The sequence below is a fragment of the Paraburkholderia sp. RL18-101-BIB-B genome, assembly GCF_046026985.1.
In the GTDB taxonomy this organism is placed as follows: domain Bacteria; phylum Pseudomonadota; class Gammaproteobacteria; order Burkholderiales; family Burkholderiaceae; genus Paraburkholderia.
Map to the genome: position 1 here is coordinate 417,833 of NZ_JARESV010000001.1, position 17,659 is coordinate 435,491.

The following is a 17,659-nucleotide window of genomic DNA, read 5'->3' on the forward strand; positions in this document are numbered from 1 at the left end:
CGCCCGGCGCTGACGTCACGAGTTCAGCGGTTTCGCGAAGCTGATTTCGTGGCCGTCAGGATCGGTGATGTGGAAATAGCGCTCGCCCCACGGTGCATCGGACGGCTCGAGCGACGGCTTCAGCCCCGCCGCCAGCGCTTTGCGGTAGATCGCGTCGACGTCGGACACATAGATGATCACGCGGCCCCACCAGGCGACCGGCGCGCGCGTATCGACGATCAGGTTCAGATACGAGCCGCCGAACGCAAACGATGTAAATGCCTCCTGCGGACCGCCGAATTTCATCGGAAAGCCGAGAGCTTCATAAAACAGCACGGCGCGCGGCATATCGCGGGTGGCCAGTGTGATGGCGCTGATCGATTCGATTTGCCCTTCGGCGGCCCCGATCGGCGAGGCTGACGTGGCGGGTGAGTTCATGGCGGCTGTCTCCTTGGCATGGCGCGAGTCTCACGTGCCCAGCACGGTGCATGCCGTGCCGTTGGCCGCGGTGCTCGCATGCGCTGGCTTCATCCGGAAAGTGTCTCACAGGCCGCGCCGCCGCGGCGCGCCTCGCAGGCACTTGAAAACCTACGCGACGCCCCGCATCTGCCATTCCGTTTATCCGGAGCATCGCCATGGGAAGCCGCCCACGCTTCGTCGATGACCTGTCGCGCGCCGCATCCGACGCCCCCGGGCCCGAGACACTCAATCCTTTATCCGACGACGCCCTGCTCGACGCCTACTCCCGCACCGTGATCGGCGCGCTGGAACGCGTTCAGCAAGCCGTCGCTTTCATTGCCGTCGAACGCCGCCTGCCCGGCGAGCCGTCCGGCCGCGCACGCGGCTCGCGCGGCGGCACCGGCTCGGGCTTTCTGTTCACGCCCGACGGTTATCTGCTCACCAATAGCCATGTCGTGCACGGCGCCACCCATATCACCGTGACGCTCGCCGACGGCGCGAAATTCGACGCCGATCTGGTCGGCGACGATCCCGGCAGCGATCTGGCCGTTTTGCGGATCGGCTCGCCGGAGCCCTTGCCGCATGTCGAACTCGGCGAGTCGTCGAAGCTGCGCGTCGGGCAGATTGCGATCGCGGTCGGCAATCCGCTCGGCCTCGCGCAAACCGTCACGACGGGCGTGGTGTCGGCGCTCGGCCGCTCGCTGCGCTCGAACTCGGGCCGCATGATCTACGACGTGATCCAGACCGACGCCGCCCTCAATCCCGGCAATTCGGGTGGTCCGCTGATCAATTCGGCGGGCCAGGTGATCGGCGTGAATACCGCGATCATTCCCGGCGCGCAGGCCATCTGCTTTGCCACGGCCATCGACACCGCCAAGTGGGTCATCATGCAGATCTTCGCGCATGGCCGCGTGCGGCGCGCCTATATCGGCGTGGCGGGCACCACCAGGCCGCTGTCGCGCCGTGTGCAACGCTACTTCGGCTTGAACTCGGAAAGCGGCGTGCATGTCATGGAGATCGTCAAAGGCAGCCCGGCCGCGCTCGGCGGTCTGCGCACCGACGATACGATCATCGCGATCGATACGCAGGCCGTGCAGGACGTGGACAGTTTGCAGCGCACGCTCGACGCATCGCGGATCGACAGACCCGTCAACGTGACGGTGTTGCGCGGCGCGCAGCGGCTCGAATTGACGTTGACGCCGGTCGAGCAGGCTGGCTGAAGCAACGTTAGCCAGCACGCCCTCGCCCACAAATAAAAAGCCTCGCGTTCGACTGAACGCGAGGCTTTTTACTAACCAGCGGCGCATCTCATCTCAAGACGCGCCGCCCAATTCCCTGCAAAAACGCTTACTGGATCACGCGCGTCACACCACGGCCGCGCGGATCGGCCGCGGCTTCCGGCGTATCGCCGTTGACCTTGATCGCCTGGATATCGCCGCTGAAATCCTGCCCCTTCAGCGTGTAGCCCTTGGCTTCGATCTGCTTGGCGAGTTCACCCTCGATCGGCTTGTACGGCTCCCAGAAGATCGTGTTCGGCGGCAACAGCTGATGATGGAAGCGCATCTCGGCGACAGCCTGCTGCAGCGGCATGTTGTAGTCGTAGACGTTGTTGATCACCTGGAAGATCGACGTGAAGATGCGCGAGCCGCCCGGCGTGCCGATCACGAGCGACACCTTGCCGTCCTTCGTGAGGATCGTCGGGCTCATCGAGGAGAGCGGCCGCTTCTTCGGTTCGATCGAGTTCGCGTCGCTGCCCACCACGCCGAACATGTTCGCGACGCCCGGCTTCGCGGAGAAGTCGTCCATCTCGTCGTTCAGCACGATGCCCGTGCGATCCGCCACCACGCCCGAACCGAAATAGCCGTTGATGGTGTACGTGTTCGACACGGCGTTACCCCACTTGTCGATCACCGAGAAGTGCGTGGTTTCCGCCTTCTCCGGCATCGACGTGCCGAGGCCAGGCTGCACGCTCTTCGTGTCGGACGGCGTGTTCGGATTCACTTCGGCGGCGCGCTTGGCGATATACGCGTCGTCGGTCAATTGAGCGACCGGCACCTTGTAGAAGTCAGGATCGCCGAGGTACTGCGCGCGGTCGGCGAACACGCGCTTTTCGATTTCCGCGATCAGATGCACGTATTGCGCGGAATTGAGCGTGACGTCCTTGAAGTCGGGCGCAATGTCGGCCTTCATTTTCAGCAGTTGCACGAGACCGATACCGCCCGAGCTCGGAGGCGGCGCGGTGTAGACGCGATAGCCGTTCCAGTCGGCCTGGATCGGCTGACGCCACACTGCTTTGTACTGTTGCAGATCGGCCTTGGTGATCAGGCCGTGACCGCGCATGGACGCCGCGATCAGGTCAGCCGTCTTGCCCTGATAGAAATCTTTGGCGCCTTGATCCGAAATGCGCTGCAACACAGCAGCCAGATCCGGCTGCTTGAAGTTGACGCCCTGCTTCAGATTGCCGAAGTAGGTATCGAAGTTGGTCTTGCCGGCGAAGTCTTTCGCGGCATCGTCGCGGCGTTCCTGCAATTGCTGGCTGACCTCGAAACCATCGCGCGCATAGTGGATGGCCGGTGCGAGCACCTGCTTCCACTTGAGCTTGCCGAAGCGGCGCTGCGCCTGCCACATGCCGTCGACGGTGCCCGGCACGCCCACTGCACGGTAGCCGAACAGGCTCATGCCTTTGATGACCTCGCCCTTGTCGTCGAGATACATGTTCTTGGTCGCGGCCAGCGGAGCGCGCTCGCGGTAGTCGAGAAAATACGGCTTGCCGTCGACATAGAGCGTCATGAAACCGCCGCCGCCGATGTTGCCCGCTTCCGGATACGTCACGGCAAGCGTGAAGGCGATCGCTACGGCCGCGTCGACGGCGTTGCCGCCTTCCTTGAAGATCTGCTCGGCGGCGTCGGCGCTGAACTTGTCCGCGACCGCTATCGCTGAGGCGGTGAGTACGGCCGGTTGAGCTTTCGCGGGCGGTTTCGCGAGTGCGGGCGTGGCCTCGAGAAACCCGGTTGAGACAGAGACGAGTGCGACCAGCGCGAATCCGCTCGCCGACGATTTAACGTTGCGGAACAACTTCATTGCCTATCCCCCAAGACGACTTTTATCCGATGAATACAGATGTCTTGGAGGTTTATAACATGTGAACTGCTCGCTTGCGAAGCCGCTAGATGTCGTAGGGTCTATGTTGCGGCACACAAAAACACCGGTTCGACGGCATGCAAAAACGCTGGTCAAAACGCCCGGGACAGAGGCATTCAGCAAGCCACATGCCGCAGAACATGGCGCACCGCGTATTGCGCTTACGCCCGCCCGCGACTGCCGCGCGCAATCTCATCGCCGGCGCCGTGCGGCAGTCGCGCGGTGATCGGAATCGACATGAACGAGAACAGACCGACCACGAGAAAAGCCGGCCAGAAATCGGAGAACACAATGGTCGAATGACCCTGCACGTTGTGCGAAATCTGCAGCACGATACCCGCGATCGTCACACCGAGCCCCAACGAAATCTGCTGGATCACGCTCGCGACGCTCGTCGCGCGGCCCACGTCGCGGCTCGGAATATCCGCATATGCCAAGGTATTCAACGAGGTGAACTGCAGCGACGGAAAGAAGCCGCCGAACAGCACGACACACCAGATCAGCCAATGCGGCGTGCCGGGAAAGAACAGACCGTAGACCGCGATGGCGAGGCCCGCACAGCCCGCGTTGAACATCAGCACGGTGCGGAAACCGAAGCGCTCGAGAATGCGCGACGCGGCCGCCTTCATGAAGATCGAGCCGAACGCGGACGCGCACGTGATCGACCCCGACTTGAACGCCGTCATGCCGAGCCCTTCCTGCAATGCGAGCGGCAACAAAAACGGCACGGCGCCGAGACCGACACGAAACAGCGAGCCGCCCACCACGCTCGCGTGAAAACTCGGGATGCGCAGCAGTCGCAGATCGAGCACAGGCAGTTCGACGCGACTCGCGTACAGCATGTACAACGTCAGCAACACCACGCCGATCACGCACATGCCGACCGACACCGTGTTCGACACCAACTCGCCGCCCACCAGCGAAAGCCCCAGCATGAACAGCGACGCTCCGCTCGCGGACAAAAAGAAACCAGTCCAGTCGAGCCGGCCCGGATGCGCTTCGCGCACGTTGGCAATGTGTTTGTTCGCGAGCCAGATGCCGAGCAGGCCAATTGGAATGTTGATGAAAAAGATCAGACGCCAATGCAGATAGGTCGTGATGAAGCCGCCCAGCGGCGGCCCGACCACCGGTCCAAGCAAAGCCGGCACCGTCAGATAGTTGACCGCGCGAATGAAGTCGGACTTCGGCACCGAACGGAAAATGATGATGCGGCCCACCGGCACCATCATCGCGCCGCCGAGGCCTTGCACGAAGCGCGCAACCACGAACGTGCCGAGCGACGTGGAAGCCGCGCACATCAGCGAGCCGGCCATGAAGACGCCGATGGCCGTGCGAAATACCGTGCGCGAGCCGAAGCGGTCAGCGACCCAACCGCAGATAGGAATGAAGACGCCGAGGCCGATGACATACGCCGTCACGGCGAGCTTGAGGGTGATGGGATCCTGACCGAGATCGCGCGCCAGAACCGGCAGCGACGTCACGATGACCGTGCCGTCCACGTTTTCCATGAACATCGCACACGCGACGATCAGCGGAACAATGAAAGTGCCTAAAGCGAGAGGCATTGGCAAGGCGACGGGTTGCAAGGCCGTCGGTGTAAAGCGTCGATTATGGCATCGCATCGGCAATAGATGTTGTTGCGCGAGGTCTTTTCGCACGCGCGATGGTTGAGCGTGCAACGAAGCACCGGGCGATGCAAATGTTCGAGGGATAAGCACAAAAAGGTTGAGCCGGCATTCAGCCGGCTCAACCTTCGATACGTCAGCGAAGAGGCAGACGAACTGCTTAGCGCGATGCGCTGACCAGCGGCTGCAACTGCGGCAGGATCTCGGTGCTCGCGCGAGCCACGTCGTTCGGGAAGTCGATTTCGATCCAGGGTGCGCCGGTCACGTCGGCGGTATCGAACACCTGGCTGCGCTCAAGCAGCAGATCGCGTACCGCTTCTTCGTGCGGCATGTTGGCCCGGTCGCTGTCCACGTAGCCGGCCACGATCTGCGCAAAGCGCTGCGCGGTTTCCTGACGGAAGCGGAAGAACCCGACCGATTCGCCGATGGTGTCGTACTCGAGATTGACGGCGAGCTGCTTGCGCAACTCGACCGGCACGCCGTCTTTCAGACACAGCTTGACGGGTTCGTCGCCGGCTTCGAAATCACGGTCGATCAACAGGCGGTTGACCGTCTCACCCGCCACCAGAGCAGCCAGAATGCGCTCGTCGTAGAGCACGTCGGCGTCCATCAACAGCACGTCGCCGCCGCGCGTCAGCGCCTCGGCCACCGTGTGCACCGTCAGCACGCTGCCCAGGTCGTAACGCGTGTTCAGCACCGTTTCCACCTTGTGCGGCCAGTTGATGCGCTCCAGTTCCGCCTGCACCGATTCCGGCTGAAAGCCGAGCGCCAGCACGACTTCCGTCACGCCGGCGGTTTCGAGCATTTGCAGATGCCGTTCGAGCAGGCTCATGCCGTCGAATTGCAACAGACACTTCGGGAACTGAGCTTCCGGCGGTTGCTGGAGACGCAGGCCGAGGCCCGCTGCGAGGATGATGGCACGCATGCGCGGTCCTTTGAAAAAATACGGAGTTTAATCGACAACCGGCACGCGCCCTGTCGCGCGGCGCCGTTGCCAGCTTCGTTCGCTGAAGTGCAAAACCAGCAGACCCGGCAAGCCTAGCAGGATTTCGCGGGCGCGCTTGGCGAGCGACAACGCCAAGGCCGCGTCCGGCGGCAAGCCCACCAGCGGCGCGAGCAGCAGATAGCCGCCTTCCTGCACGCCGAGCGAACCGGGAATCATGAACGCCGCGCCGCGAATCGCTTGCCCCAGGCTTTCGAGCAGCAGGGCGTCGACCCAATCGACCGGATGACCGAGAAAGCGCAGCGCGAGCCACACCTCCACCGTGCCGACGATCCAGCCCAGCAGGCTCATCAGGAAGCTCGCCGCCACGCGGCCGCGCTCGCGGTACATGGCCTGCACGGCGGCATCGACGGCTTCGGCACGCGTCATCAACGAAGACCAGTCGCGCTTGCCGAAAAGCTTCGAGACCACACCGAGCAAGCGGCCGAACAGACCGCGCCGCTGTGCATAGTAGAACCCGACGATCATCGCGCCCAGCACGCCGGTGGCGATCAACGTCGCGGTCTGCAAATCGTGCAGCGCGCCGTGCGCGGCATAAGCGCCGAACAGCAACAGCCCGCCCAATGCGAAGAGGATTTGCGCGAGCGCCTGCGCGGTCGTGCTGACCGTGATCGCAGCGGCCGCATCGCGCATGCGCATGCCACGCTGGGACAGTTGCCGCACCATCACGACCGGGCCGCCGATCTGGCCGGCCGGCAACAAGCTATTCACCGACTCGCCGATCCAACGCGCGAACAGCGCGTCGCGCAAGGTCAGATCATGATGCACGCCGTCACGACGAGGATGAAACAGCACCGAGATCGCGCCGGCATCGAGAATCAGCGGCACGAGGTGGAACGCCGCGACGAGCGCAAGTCCCCAGCCGGCCGCGAGCAGCGTCGAGGCGACCGTGCCGAAACCCTGCCACGCGAGCAGGCCGACAAACAGCGCCGTCCCGATCGACAGCAGAATCAGGGCCGCGCGGCTCATGCGCGGTCCTTCCCGCGTTGGGTCATCTGACGAAACACCTGGCGGAAGCCGAAGTATGCAATCGCGTCCTTCATGTTCGAGATGAAACGACGCCACGGCCGCATGTTCGGATCCGTCACGTACTCGAAAGTGAGCGAGACGCGCATTTCGTTCGCGCCAGCGGGCGTGATGCGATGGCGCAGCTTGTCGCCGTCGAAAAACACGAGGCCGCCCGGCGGAATCTGCACCGAGCCCGGCTGATCCGCGATATCCGGATTGCGCGTGTGGAGCTCGTAGTCGAGCCGGCAAGACGATTCGTCGATCACGCCGAGCAGCAGCGTGTAACGGCGGCCGTCATAGTACGAAGTATCGTAGTGCCAGCCGATATGGTCGCCCGGCCGCGTGTAGTAATACAGCGCGTACGCATGCGGATCGTCGGCGGGCGAGAGCTGCAGCTTGTCGCCGCTCAGTTGCTCCAGCCAGCCGATCAATTCCTTCGAGCGGTACAGCTCGGCGACGAACGGCGCGAGGCGGTCGATCGTATGACGGCTGACGCTGCCGCCCTGCTTGTGACCCGGCAGATAGTTGCGGTTCACCTCGTCGAGCAGCGAACGCGCGCTGTGGACGAGCTGCGCCGTGACTTCGGGCGCGAGAAAGTCTTCCAGATAAAGAAACGCGCCCTGCTCCGCGAAATCCTTGCGCAGACGCGGGTTGTCGAACGCGCGCGTGCGGCTCGCGACCGCGCGGTCGGCATTCGGTGCGGGCGAGGCAGCCGGCGTACGTCCGACCGGAGCGGACGCGATCACGTCGTTTTCGGCCTGCGTACTCATTCGCTGGCCCACATTTGACTAGTTTCGGTCTTGCCGGCGGCAGCGGCCGCCGGGGTAGCGGCACGGCGCGCAACGCGCCAGTAGTCAATCACCACCCAAACAGCGAAAAGCGGCGCGCCGATCGACGCCACCACGACGAAGGGCAGCACGACGCTCGTCAACGTGACGATCGGCAGCAGATACAAGACGTCCTCAGTTTCGAAACCGCCGACGGATGCCTGCTTCGTGCCCGCCTTGCCGGCCATTTCCTCGATGCGCATGCGCAGGAAGAAAATCAGCGCGATCGCCACGCCGGCCACGCCGCCGAGCACACCCGGCGCGACCCTCAATCCGGCGATGTGCGTGGCGCCCGCTCCCACGCCCATGCCGACGAACAACATGACGGTGACAAGGGCATCGCAAGCGAGGTCGTAAAAATGACCGATCCGGCTCGACTTCCCGCCGATTCGCGCGAGTTCGCCGTCCGTATGGTCGACAAAATTCGACAGCACGATCAGGAAGGCGCCGGTGTTGACCCACGCGAATTCGCCGTGAGCCACGCAGAGCGCGCCTGCCAGGCCGATCAGCAGGCGCAGCGTGGTCAGATGGTTCGGCGTGACCCACGTGTTCACGAGCGGAGTCACGAGCCGGCGGGCGAGCCGCGCGTCCCATGTTCTGGGCGGCGGAACGTTAATAGGAGGTTGGGGTCGCGAATTCATAACCCGGAAATATATACGGGATCGCAAAAGATTGCTTTCTTACCGTACGTTTCTTTACCCTCCGCGAGTTGCCGATCTGTGCTGGCTGTAAAGCAAGATTTGCCGAATCGCGATAAAGTGCAAACCAGTTGCGCCTGCCCTCAAGGGGATCACGTCGATGCGCAACGTCTTTTCGGGTCTCGAGATCACGCCACCGCCCGTTGCGAACACACTACATCGAATCGGGTGGCCGTCCACGCTTATGAAACGCTTTCTTTCGTCTGTACTCCTTGCTCTGGTGGCCGCCGCGCTGCCGCTCGCCAGTTACGCCACCGCGCTCGACGCGCCGCTCGCCTGCAATGAAAGCGGCCATCAGTTCATTGCCGACCTTGCGGAGCAACAGATGATCGACCCGAAGCCCACGCGCGTGGAGAGCAATTCGATCAATGCCTTCTCGCCGACCTCCGGCGCGGATCTGACCGCATACGGCTTTCGCGTGTTCGCGGTGGTCGGCTACGAAAAAGACGATCCCATGTTCCGCGTCGGCGACGGCGAGCCGGTCGCGCGTTCGGCCTACGGCGTCGTGGTGTTCGGCAGCGAAGCCAAGGTTCGGAACGCGATTGCCGGCACCGGCAGCACGGCGATCGTGCACCGCGTAGCGCCGCTCATTACGGCGATTTTTTGTAAGCGGAGTTGAGGCGGCGCGCGGTCACCATGCTTGCGGGAATGGGCCGGCCGAAGAGAGGGACGCCGGGTTTCGGCGTTCCTGTGCGCGGCCTGACCGACACGCCATCACGCGCGCGGCAGGCCGATCCCACTCACACCCTTTTTACAACTTGATCCCCGCCGGATCCGCCGTCAGATATCCCACCGTCGCCCCGAACCGGTCCTTGTAGTTGGCCCGCACGAGCGGATCGAGCGTCGATTTGATCTTGTCGTGCAACGGACTTTCCCAATCGCCGACGTGCTGAAAGTTGCTCATCACGTAAGTCCAGCCATTGATTTCGTCGACGGCGTGCAGGCCCGTCGACTCGGCGCCCGCCGGACACGAGAGCACGCGCGCGAGCGTCTTCGTGTCGACGTTGTACGCCCACAGGAAGTTGTTCACGTGCATGCCGCTGTCTTCGCCGATAAAGAGCGTGCGCAGCTTCTCCGAGAACTTCAGGTTGTCCGGGTTCGCAATCCGCTCGGGGTTAGCGGTGTTGCCGAGCGCATCGGCCGCTGACAGATCCTCGCCGACCAGCGCCGCCAGCGCGGCCATGTCGACCGGCACCCATTCGCTGTTGATCGCGGCGCCGCTGCGGTCGCGCTGGCCGCCCTTCATGTTCAGCGCGTAGACCGCGCCGGCGTTGATGGTCTTGTCGACGGCTACGTCGGTGGATGCCGCATTGCCCCGCACCATCGACTTCTCGATGCGCGACATCGCCGAATACAGCACCTTGTCCTTGATATTGACCGTCGTGCCTTCGAGTTTCGTGAAGCCCATGCTGCCGCCGGCCAGCGCCGCGTAGCGATGCGTCTCGAGGAACGTGGCCGCCTGGATCATGCCGGGCTTGATGCGCACCCAGTTGAAGGTGCCGTTGTAGTTGATCTTCGTGTAGGCCGGATCGAGCGGGTCTTTGGTCGCGACGTCCATGATGTCGCTCGCGCGCAACTGGTTGGCGAGCGCCTCGATTTCGTCGCTGGTCGCGTGGCCCAGGTTGATCCACGACAGCGTCGCCGCGCCCGCGCCGCTCGCGGACACTTGCGTCCACTTCGCGACGTACAGCGTGCCCGCCGACAGATCGGCTTCGCGATCCGCGATGAACATGAACAGGCCGCCGTTGGTCGCGTCGTCGCCCATCAGCACGGTGCGCTTGTCCGGCATCACCTGAATCAGCTCGTGCGAAATGCGGCCGAGGCAGTAGTGCTTTTTGATCGTGCCTGTGCCATCCGGATTGACGGTGACTTCCGGCAGATGCCCGTAGTGATACGGGTTCGCGGTGGTTTCATCGCCATACAGGCTACGACTGAAGCCCTTGAACTGGCTGTTGCCGGCAATCGTGGTGGCGTCCGGCTCGTACTCCTCGCTCGACAGATGCGTGTTCCACGGCGACAGGCTCGCGCCGCAGGTGATCCACAAACCATGCGCCTTCGATGTATCGACGTTCGAATACCCCGCCAGCGTGAGCTTGCCGGTGGCCGGATCCTGATCGAGCGTGAGCACGGCGATCGGCGACGGCAGTTGGCCGTACATCGACACCAGACTCTGATCGCGGGTCGCGTATTCAAACTGCACGACGGCGAACACCGCGTTGCCCTTGAGGCCTTTCACCGTGGGATTGTCGAGGCGGATCAGCGAGCTGCCGTCCGGGCAATCCGAGTAGAACTGGCGCTCTTTGCCCGCCACCGATTTATCGGCGATCGGCTGATTGTTGATGTCGAAATAGCCGCCCGCGAGGATCGTGCCGCCCTTCACGTTCGGCACGCTGTCGCCGGTGACGAAGAACGGCTGATACGCCAGCTTGAACGCGCGGCTGCTGCCGTCGCTCAGTTGCACCGTCAAAGTCGAGGCGACCGTGGTCTTCGCCATGGCGGCGGGGTCGGCCAGCGTCGGCGCGGCCATGCTCGCGAACGCCGCGGAGACGAAGTTCGCGACCGGTTTGACCGGCGTCGCCAGTTCGTCGCTGCCCCCGCAAGCGGTCAGCATCGAAGCCGTGGCGAGCCCGCCGAGCGGCAGCATCGGCGCGCCCACGAGGAGTTTCAGGGCCTTGCGGCGGGAAAGGTCGAGCGGCTCTGCCATGTTGTCGTGATCCAGTGTTTGGGTAGCGTGGGTGAATGCACAGCCGGCACGCACTCAAACCCCAAACCACATGGTTCACGCTCGCGCCGCTATGACGCGAGGATTCTATGAAGTGAATATGAAAGTATATTGACAGGTTTTAGTAATATTTTGTTCAGGCCGTTGGGAGACAACCCGGCCAGCCCCGGAGCCTGTCGCAGGCCGGAGCGGAGCCGATCTTTAACCTGGACGGCGAAACTCGTTCTCGACCCACGCCGCGGCGCTCGCCTTGCTGAGCTTGAAGTTGGGCGCGACCTGCACTTGCGCGAGCTGCTCGCCGAACGTGTCGAGCGCGGTCAACAACGCATACGGTTCGTCTTCGTCGGGAACGATGTCGAGCGTAATGTCGAGTTCGTCGTTGCCGTCCGCGCTCGCCACCCGCACTTCCTTATGGAGTTGCGCGCGCAGTTGCTGCTCGTGGCGCCGCAGCACTTCAGACGCGGTCTTCACCAGCGTGTTGAACGCCGAGGTGTCCAGCGGCTTCGGATCCTTCTTGTTGCGGCCCATCGTCCACGGACCGACGAGCGCGGGTTCCGCTTCGCCGTCCTTGATCATTTCGACGGCCCAGCCTTCGTCGTCTTCATTCTTGATGACGCGCGCGGTCCAGCCGTCGTCGCGCCACAGGCGTGCTTCGTGCACGGTCTCGCCCAGTTCGGACGAGCCTTCCGTCGTGAGATCTTCAGCGGTGTCGGACGATGGAAGGGGTGTATCGGTCATTACAGGTTCACTCACGTTCGCGGGGGCGGAAACACATCTCAAGCGCGCAATTCTACCCGCCTCGCACTCCGCGGATGCGGCCCTCTGACGAACGGACAAGCCACGGAGAGCGCACCGCCAATCGAAATAATCTATTTCATTATTCTCGGGAACTTATAAACCGATTATAAAAAATCCTAAAAAAAAGCGGCCCGAAGGCCGCGTATAAAGATGAAAAAGACACCCTTGGTCAAGGGGCAAGACGAATTGTAGAACCGTAATTCATCGTAATAGATCCTGCGAATTGGAAGAGTGCATTGCAGGAAATAGAATAAATCGACGAAATATCTCGAAATAGACGCCATTCCTTACTGCTCATGGCTTGCGGCGATTCGTCGCGATCAGGCAACAACACGCCATTGACACGGCATCCATGAATTCATAGCCGAACAGATTTTTTCTTTATTTACCCGCACTTACACAATTTCATATTCACCATTACGGATTCGAGAATTCATTGTTGTGCCATATGCGATTAAAGATAGGAATAGCAGGAATACACTTCGCAGCGGATCGTCAGCCCGCCGGCGCAATCGGCGGTGAGCACTGGAATGCGATTCCCCATGCACTGTTTCGGAGTTATCTAACCATGAAAAAAACCCTCATCGCAGCAGGCCTCCTGGGCGCGGTTGCCATCAGCGCCCATGCACAGAGCAGCGTGACCTTGTACGGCACGCTGGACGCCGGTCTCGTCTACTCGAACAACCAGGGCGGCCATAGCAACTGGCAACAAGGCAGCGGCTCGGTGTCGAACACCTACTTCGGCCTGCGCGGCAGCGAAGACCTCGGCGGCGGCCTGCATGCGATCTTCACGTTGGAGAACGGCTTCAACCTGAACAACGGTCAGGACACGGAAAGCAACACGATGTTCAACCGTCAGGCTTTCGTCGGTCTGAAGAGCGATCAGTACGGTGCGCTGACGCTCGGCCGTCAATACGATTCCGTGGTCGACTACCTGGCGCCGCTGTCCGAAGCCGGCGCGGGCTACGGCAACAACCTCGCGGCTCACCCGTTCGACAACGACAACCTCGATAACTCGTTCTCGATCAAGAACGCCGTCAAGTACACGAGCGCGAACTACGCGGGCCTGAAGTTCGGCGGCCTGTATGGCTTCAGCAATTCGGCCGGTGATTTCTCCAACAACCGTGCATGGAGCGTCGGTGCTTCGTATGACAACGGTCCGTTGAGCGTTGCCGCGGCTTACCTGCAACTGAACAAGTCGGGCAGCTCGAACCTGAGCGGCGCCGTGTCGCAAGGCGACGGCACCGCGGCGGTCGCAGCCGATCTGCAGCGCACGTATGGCGCGGGCATCAACTACACGTATGGCCCGGCAACGGTCGGCTTCGTCTATACGCACACACAACTCGACGGCATTACCGGCGTGGACATCGGCGGCACGACGCTGCCCGGCGTCGCCGGCACCAACCTGCACCTGGACAACTATGAAGTGAACGGCCGCTATGCACTGACGCCGGCACTGAGCCTCGCGGCGTCGTACACGTTCACGGACGGCAAGATGTCCGGCTCGAACGGTTCAGGCGATCCGAAGTGGCACACGGTGTCGCTGCAAGGCGACTACTCGCTGAGCAAGCGTACCGACGTGTACGTGGAAGGCGTGTATCAGCATGCATCGGGCGAGCTCGGCAACTTCGGCTCGAACGTCGCGGCGATCAACACCCTCGCACCGTCGTCGAACGGCAATCAGCTGGCAGCGGCAGTCGGCCTGCGCCATCGCTTCTAAGTATTTTCAGGTGGTACGTGCGCAGCGAATGTATCGATTCGCTTCGCGGACAACCCGCGCGTGACACGATCACGTCGCGGGTTTTTTATGGCCCTTACGTTTGGACACAATGCCGACGGCCGTGGATAGTGACGACGCGCACACCCGATGGGTATACTGACCGCAGTTGCCTTCCTTGCCGCAATGTCGCGATGCCGTTGCGGTTGAACGGCGGCTTCGTCGCGAAGCATGACGTTGCGCTCTATCGCGTTGCGCTTCGCCCGCGCCCCAAGTTCCCGCGTACGACCGGGGACGCCGACGACCAGACCATGAAAAGACTTCTCCTGCTTGCCCCCGCTGCTGCCGCGCTCGCTGCGCTTGCCGGTTGCGGTTCTTCCAGCGGCCCAGCGCGCGACGCGTCCCTGCCGATGATGTACGTGTCGTCGCAACGCGCGCCTGCCTATATCGCCGATTGCCTCGAAAGCCGTTTGTCACGCGTGCGTATGTCGCGCGTCGGCGGCGCGACGGAGATCGCCGTCGGCTCGGATTCGAACAACTCGTATTTCGTGACGCTGACGCCGTCGAACACCGGCTCGGTCATCAAGGTGATGCATCCCGCGAACGCGCCGGACGATCCGCCGGAACCGGAAATGCGCTTCGATATTGCACGCTGCGCGACCTGAGCTTCGGTCGCACGCTTGCGTTTTGAAGGCCACGCCGACGCGCGATTTTTTTAACTCGCGTGTCGGCTATTTTTTTATCCGCTCATCTGCGAACATAGCCGCCCTTTGTTCTTGATGCGGCGCTCTGCCGCGAGTTTCGATGGCATCCAGCAAAGCACATCACGCTACCGGTTTTGCAGCCGGCGTCATCGCGGCGGCGATCGTCGCGCGCATCGGCGGCGGCGGTTCGTTTCATCTCGGCGCGGTGTTGAGTTTCATCACCGGTGTGATTGGCAGCACGGCGCCGGACTGGCTCGAAGTCGCGTGGTGGTCGCGCGCGCGGCGTCTGTGGATCACGCATCGCACGCTGACGCATTGGGGCGTGGGATGGCTCGCGTTGCTCGCGGTGTCGTACCACTGGCTCGGGCATTCCGTGTATGCCGCGCCGGCGTTCGGATTTGCCTGCGGCGGTCTGATGCATCTGTTCGCTGACTGGCCGAATCCATTAGGCGTACCGTGGATTGCCGGCCGGCATTCGTTGAATCTCTGGAATAGCGGGCACTGCGATCTGATCGTCGTGGCGGCTTCGTGGGCGGCGGCGTGGTTTATCGGGCAACACGTCTGGTTGCACGGCGTGCATGGCGCAGCTTTGCTGCAGCATTTGCGAATCGGATAAACATCACCGCAGCGCGGCCGCGTAGTTCGCGGGCGTCACACCGAGTAAGCGCACGAACGCGCGCGTCATGTGACTCTGATCGGCGAAGCCCGCTGCGGCGGCCGCATCGGCAAGCGTCGCGCCCCGCGCGATCCATTGCCTCGCGAGCACCACGCGACGCTGCATTCTGTACGCGTGCGGCGGCAGACCCATTTCATGCGCGAAGCCACGCAGCAACTGAAAACGGCTCATGCCGGCATCGGCGGCGAGATCGGCCAGTGTGAGCGCAGAGGAAGGATCGTCGTCGATGCGTGCTTTCGCTCGCGCAATCGGACCCAACGCATCAGTCGACGATGAGCGTATCGGCCGCGTCGCATGCACGCGCACAAGATGCCCGAGCAGTTCGAGCAACGCCTCCTCGCGCGCCAGATCGTCGGGCACGAAAGGCACTTCCACCGCGACGCTGAAGAGCCGCTCGAACAAACGCTTCAGCAAAGGATCGTGCGCCACCGGCTGCGTGAGTTCGAGCTCGCGCGCCGCCGCGCCGGTCAGTTCACTCGCGGCGGTGACGAACATCGACGGTTCGAAATACAACATGCGCCACGTGCGCCCGCGCTCATCGAGCGGACTGCCGTCGTGGACTTCGCCGGGATTGACCATGATCGCGTCGTTGGCGCGCGCTTCGACGAGTCCGCGTCCGCTCGCCGACCGATGCCCGCCGCTGACGATCACACCGACGCCGAAGCGGTCGTGCGAATGGCGCGGAAATGCATGCGCCGTTTCGGCCACCGTCGCTTCAACGCCGGCAATCGCGCAGCGAGGCATGTGAACGCGGCCGCGCGGCATGGTCATCGCTCAGCAGCTGATAGGAGGTTTGCGCATCGAAACACGCGAGCACGCGCGAACGAAGCCGCGTATCACTGCCGCCCCTCGTCGGACCGCTCGCCTTCGCGGATCTTGCCTTGCGACACGCTGCTGCCCGGCGGCACGCTGTGCGTGAGCCACACGTTGCCGCCGATCACCGAGCCGCGCCCGATCGTCACGCGCCCGAGAATCGTCGCGCCGGCATAGATCACGACGTCGTCCTCGACGATCGGATGGCGTGCGTTGCCTTTGACGAGCGTACCGTCGAGATCCGCGGCGAAACTCTTCGCGCCGAGCGTCACGGCCTGATACACGCGCACGCGCTCGCCGATGATCGCGGTCTCGCCGATCACGACACCCGTGCCGTGGTCGATAAAGAAGCTCGGTCCAATCGTCGCGCCGGGGTGAATGTCGATGCCGGTTGCCGAGTGCGCGATTTCGTTGATGAAACGCGCCAGCAACGGCACGCCCAGGCGATGCAGCGCGTGCGCGAGCCGATGATGCGTCATCGCCCATACGCCCGGATAGCAAAGCAGAATTTCGGTGATGTGCTGCGCAGCCGGATCACCGGTGAAAGCCGCCTGAATGTCGCTGACCAGCAGCGCGCGAATGCCCGGCAATTGCGTGCCGAATTCACGCGCGACGTCGAACGCGCGCGCTTGCAAATCCGCATCGGGTGTTTCACCGAACTCCGGCAAAAAACGCAGGGCGCGGCGAATCTGTTCCGCCAGCAGCCGCAACGTACTTTCAAGCGTATGGCCGACGTAATAGTCGACGGTTTCGTCAGTCAGATCGGGCGCGCCGTAGTGCGTGGGAAACAGCGCCGCGCGCAGGCCGGCGACGATGTTGATCACCGCTTCGCGCGACGGCAGTTCGCGAATGCCGAGCGGATGCCGCGTGCGATGCAATTCTTCACGCGACGCGCGCAAGTCGGCGACGATCTGTTCGAGGCCCCAGTTATGGGAAGGCACGTTAGGCATAAAAGGACAGCGCCGTGCGATGAGCAGGCTTCGAAGTGATTATGCCGAGAGATTACCGCGTTTTGCCGAGGCTCGCGCAGCACCGCGCGACGGCGTGCCATACGCGGCATGGCACGCCGGAGGCGCTCAGATGGTCACGCTGCTCGCATCGATCCAGCGCACGGCCCAATCGCGCGCATGAGCAATGGCGGCCGCTTCGTCACGAAAGCGCAAGTCGGTGGGGAAAAAACGGTTGGCGACCAGTTCGCCGTCGCTCGAGCGGGAGATGACTACGTAAGGTTGCCAAGTGCCATCGACCGCGCGTGCCGGCGCGCAATTTAACAAATAGCCGCGATGTGTGAATGCAGCATCGAAGTGCATGTGTCACCCGCCCTGACGGCCCCGTAAAATGTTTTGAGTGGCGCGCAGACGGTGCTGCCGGCCATGAAGAAATAGCCGGACCGAATGTCTTCAATTTAACCGCGCTTCGCTCGTCGGAGTAAGATCATACTCTGTAGAAAATACGCGTCCATTAAAAAAAACGAAAAGAATCCCGGACG

Annotated in this window: 17 protein-coding genes; 5 read left to right on the forward strand and 12 right to left on the reverse strand. The window is 62.7% G+C overall.

The window, feature by feature from the left end; all coding sequences use genetic code 11:
* Window positions 1-15: 15 nt before the first annotated feature.
* Window positions 16-417: a VOC family protein gene (locus tag P0D73_RS01870; RefSeq protein WP_408175203.1), complete on the reverse strand. Its 402-nt coding sequence runs from the start codon at window positions 415-417 to the stop codon at window positions 16-18.
* A 197-nt stretch (window positions 418-614) separates the two neighbouring features.
* Here P0D73_RS01870 and P0D73_RS01875 point away from each other — a divergent pair, with 197 nt between their 5' ends.
* Complete coding sequence (locus tag P0D73_RS01875; RefSeq protein ID WP_408429326.1) at window positions 615-1,658, forward strand: S1C family serine protease; 1,044 nt, start codon at window positions 615-617, stop codon at window positions 1,656-1,658.
* Window positions 1,659-1,785: 127 nt separating this feature from the next.
* Here the strand turns inward: P0D73_RS01875 and ggt are convergent, their stop codons facing one another.
* The 6 genes from ggt to P0D73_RS01905 form a co-directional block, all read right to left on the reverse strand.
* On the reverse strand, window positions 1,786-3,519 hold the full coding sequence (ggt, locus tag P0D73_RS01880) for a gamma-glutamyltransferase (protein WP_408311913.1): 1,734 nt from the start codon (window positions 3,517-3,519) through the stop codon (window positions 1,786-1,788).
* A gap of 221 nt (window positions 3,520-3,740) precedes the next feature.
* Window positions 3,741-5,144, reverse strand: coding sequence for an MFS transporter (locus tag P0D73_RS01885; RefSeq protein WP_408280706.1), 1,404 nt, complete (start codon window positions 5,142-5,144; stop codon window positions 3,741-3,743).
* A 220-nt stretch (window positions 5,145-5,364) separates the two neighbouring features.
* A complete protein-coding gene (locus P0D73_RS01890; RefSeq protein WP_408175208.1) occupies window positions 5,365-6,129 on the reverse strand; it encodes a phosphocholine cytidylyltransferase family protein in 765 nt (254 codons plus the stop codon).
* A gap of 27 nt (window positions 6,130-6,156) precedes the next feature.
* Window positions 6,157-7,176: a lysylphosphatidylglycerol synthase domain-containing protein gene (locus P0D73_RS01895; RefSeq protein WP_132378230.1), complete on the reverse strand. Its 1,020-nt coding sequence runs from the start codon at window positions 7,174-7,176 to the stop codon at window positions 6,157-6,159.
* Window positions 7,173-7,985: a HalD/BesD family halogenase gene (locus P0D73_RS01900; RefSeq protein WP_408429329.1), complete on the reverse strand. Its 813-nt coding sequence runs from the start codon at window positions 7,983-7,985 to the stop codon at window positions 7,173-7,175. The genes P0D73_RS01895 and P0D73_RS01900 overlap by 4 nt, the downstream gene beginning before the upstream one ends.
* Window positions 7,982-8,683 carry a CDP-alcohol phosphatidyltransferase family protein gene (locus tag P0D73_RS01905; RefSeq protein WP_408429332.1) on the reverse strand — a complete coding sequence of 234 codons (702 nt, stop codon included), beginning with the start codon at window positions 8,681-8,683 and terminating at the stop codon, window positions 7,982-7,984. The genes P0D73_RS01900 and P0D73_RS01905 overlap by 4 nt, the downstream gene beginning before the upstream one ends.
* 241 nt (window positions 8,684-8,924) lie before the next feature.
* Between P0D73_RS01905 and P0D73_RS01910 the strand changes: the two genes are divergently transcribed.
* Window positions 8,925-9,359: a hypothetical protein gene (locus tag P0D73_RS01910; RefSeq protein WP_408175213.1), complete on the forward strand. Its 435-nt coding sequence runs from the start codon at window positions 8,925-8,927 to the stop codon at window positions 9,357-9,359.
* Window positions 9,360-9,491: 132 nt separating this feature from the next.
* On the opposite strand, the gene P0D73_RS01915 is transcribed toward P0D73_RS01910, so the two are convergent.
* Window positions 9,492-11,444 (reverse strand): PhoX family protein, encoded by a 1,953-nt coding sequence (locus P0D73_RS01915; protein WP_408429335.1) that lies wholly within the window; start codon window positions 11,442-11,444, stop codon window positions 9,492-9,494.
* 219 nt (window positions 11,445-11,663) lie between these two features.
* Window positions 11,664-12,200 (reverse strand): hypothetical protein, encoded by a 537-nt coding sequence (locus P0D73_RS01920; RefSeq protein WP_408280698.1) that lies wholly within the window; start codon window positions 12,198-12,200, stop codon window positions 11,664-11,666.
* A 628-nt stretch (window positions 12,201-12,828) separates the two neighbouring features.
* On the opposite strand from P0D73_RS01920, the gene P0D73_RS01925 reads away from it, so the two are divergent.
* From P0D73_RS01925 to P0D73_RS01935, 3 genes are all read left to right on the forward strand, one after another.
* On the forward strand, window positions 12,829-13,980 hold the full coding sequence (locus P0D73_RS01925) for a porin (protein ID WP_408429337.1): 1,152 nt from the start codon (window positions 12,829-12,831) through the stop codon (window positions 13,978-13,980).
* 191 nt (window positions 13,981-14,171) lie between these two features.
* Window positions 14,172-14,642 (forward strand): hypothetical protein, encoded by a 471-nt coding sequence (locus tag P0D73_RS01930; RefSeq protein WP_408175377.1) that lies wholly within the window; start codon window positions 14,172-14,174, stop codon window positions 14,640-14,642.
* Between the two features lie 139 nt (window positions 14,643-14,781).
* Window positions 14,782-15,297 carry a metal-dependent hydrolase gene (locus tag P0D73_RS01935; protein WP_408429340.1) on the forward strand — a complete coding sequence of 172 codons (516 nt, stop codon included), beginning with the start codon at window positions 14,782-14,784 and terminating at the stop codon, window positions 15,295-15,297.
* 3 nt (window positions 15,298-15,300) lie between these two features.
* Here P0D73_RS01935 and P0D73_RS01940 read toward each other — a convergent pair whose 3' ends face one another.
* The 3 genes from P0D73_RS01940 to P0D73_RS01950 all read right to left on the reverse strand — a co-directional run bounded on the left by P0D73_RS01940 (window position 15,301) and on the right by P0D73_RS01950 (window position 17,480).
* Window positions 15,301-16,122 (reverse strand): AraC family transcriptional regulator, encoded by an 822-nt coding sequence (locus tag P0D73_RS01940; RefSeq protein ID WP_408311896.1) that lies wholly within the window; start codon window positions 16,120-16,122, stop codon window positions 15,301-15,303.
* Between the two features lie 71 nt (window positions 16,123-16,193).
* Window positions 16,194-17,120, reverse strand: coding sequence for a serine O-acetyltransferase EpsC (gene epsC / locus P0D73_RS01945; RefSeq protein ID WP_132378247.1), 927 nt, complete (start codon window positions 17,118-17,120; stop codon window positions 16,194-16,196).
* 126 nt (window positions 17,121-17,246) lie between these two features.
* Entirely contained in the window at window positions 17,247-17,480 is a 234-nt protein-coding gene (locus P0D73_RS01950; RefSeq protein WP_132378249.1) for a hypothetical protein, read from the reverse strand.
* Between the last annotated feature and the right edge of the window lie 179 nt (window positions 17,481-17,659).

What these genes read in the sequence shown, in the direction of transcription:
- P0D73_RS01885 (WP_408280706.1), bottom strand. Translation starts at nt 5,144, where the DNA reads ATGCCTCTCGCTTTAGGCACTTTCATTGTTCCGCTGATCGTCGCGTGT.
- P0D73_RS01905 (WP_408429332.1), bottom strand. Translation starts at nt 8,683, where the DNA reads ATGAATTCGCGACCCCAACCTCCTATTAACGTTCCGCCGCCCAGAACA.
- epsC (WP_132378247.1), bottom strand. Translation starts at nt 17,120, where the DNA reads ATGCCTAACGTGCCTTCCCATAACTGGGGCCTCGAACAGATCGTCGCC.
- P0D73_RS01925 (WP_408429337.1), top strand. Translation starts at nt 12,829, where the DNA reads ATGAAAAAAACCCTCATCGCAGCAGGCCTCCTGGGCGCGGTTGCCATC.
- P0D73_RS01910 (WP_408175213.1), top strand. Translation starts at nt 8,925, where the DNA reads ATGAAACGCTTTCTTTCGTCTGTACTCCTTGCTCTGGTGGCCGCCGCG.
- P0D73_RS01870 (WP_408175203.1), bottom strand. Translation starts at nt 417, where the DNA reads ATGAACTCACCCGCCACGTCAGCCTCGCCGATCGGGGCCGCCGAAGGG.
- ggt (WP_408311913.1), bottom strand. Translation starts at nt 3,519, where the DNA reads ATGAAGTTGTTCCGCAACGTTAAATCGTCGGCGAGCGGATTCGCGCTG.
- P0D73_RS01895 (WP_132378230.1), bottom strand. Translation starts at nt 7,176, where the DNA reads ATGAGCCGCGCGGCCCTGATTCTGCTGTCGATCGGGACGGCGCTGTTT.
- P0D73_RS01900 (WP_408429329.1), bottom strand. Translation starts at nt 7,985, where the DNA reads ATGAGTACGCAGGCCGAAAACGACGTGATCGCGTCCGCTCCGGTCGGA.
- P0D73_RS01875 (WP_408429326.1), top strand. Translation starts at nt 615, where the DNA reads ATGGGAAGCCGCCCACGCTTCGTCGATGACCTGTCGCGCGCCGCATCC.
- P0D73_RS01890 (WP_408175208.1), bottom strand. Translation starts at nt 6,129, where the DNA reads ATGCGTGCCATCATCCTCGCAGCGGGCCTCGGCCTGCGTCTCCAGCAA.
- P0D73_RS01915 (WP_408429335.1), bottom strand. Translation starts at nt 11,444, where the DNA reads ATGGCAGAGCCGCTCGACCTTTCCCGCCGCAAGGCCCTGAAACTCCTC.
- P0D73_RS01935 (WP_408429340.1), top strand. Translation starts at nt 14,782, where the DNA reads ATGGCATCCAGCAAAGCACATCACGCTACCGGTTTTGCAGCCGGCGTC.
- P0D73_RS01950 (WP_132378249.1), bottom strand. Translation starts at nt 17,480, where the DNA reads ATGCACTTCGATGCTGCATTCACACATCGCGGCTATTTGTTAAATTGC.
- P0D73_RS01920 (WP_408280698.1), bottom strand. Translation starts at nt 12,200, where the DNA reads ATGACCGATACACCCCTTCCATCGTCCGACACCGCTGAAGATCTCACG.
- P0D73_RS01940 (WP_408311896.1), bottom strand. Translation starts at nt 16,122, where the DNA reads ATGCCGCGCGGCCGCGTTCACATGCCTCGCTGCGCGATTGCCGGCGTT.
- P0D73_RS01930 (WP_408175377.1), top strand. Translation starts at nt 14,172, where the DNA reads ATGCCGTTGCGGTTGAACGGCGGCTTCGTCGCGAAGCATGACGTTGCG.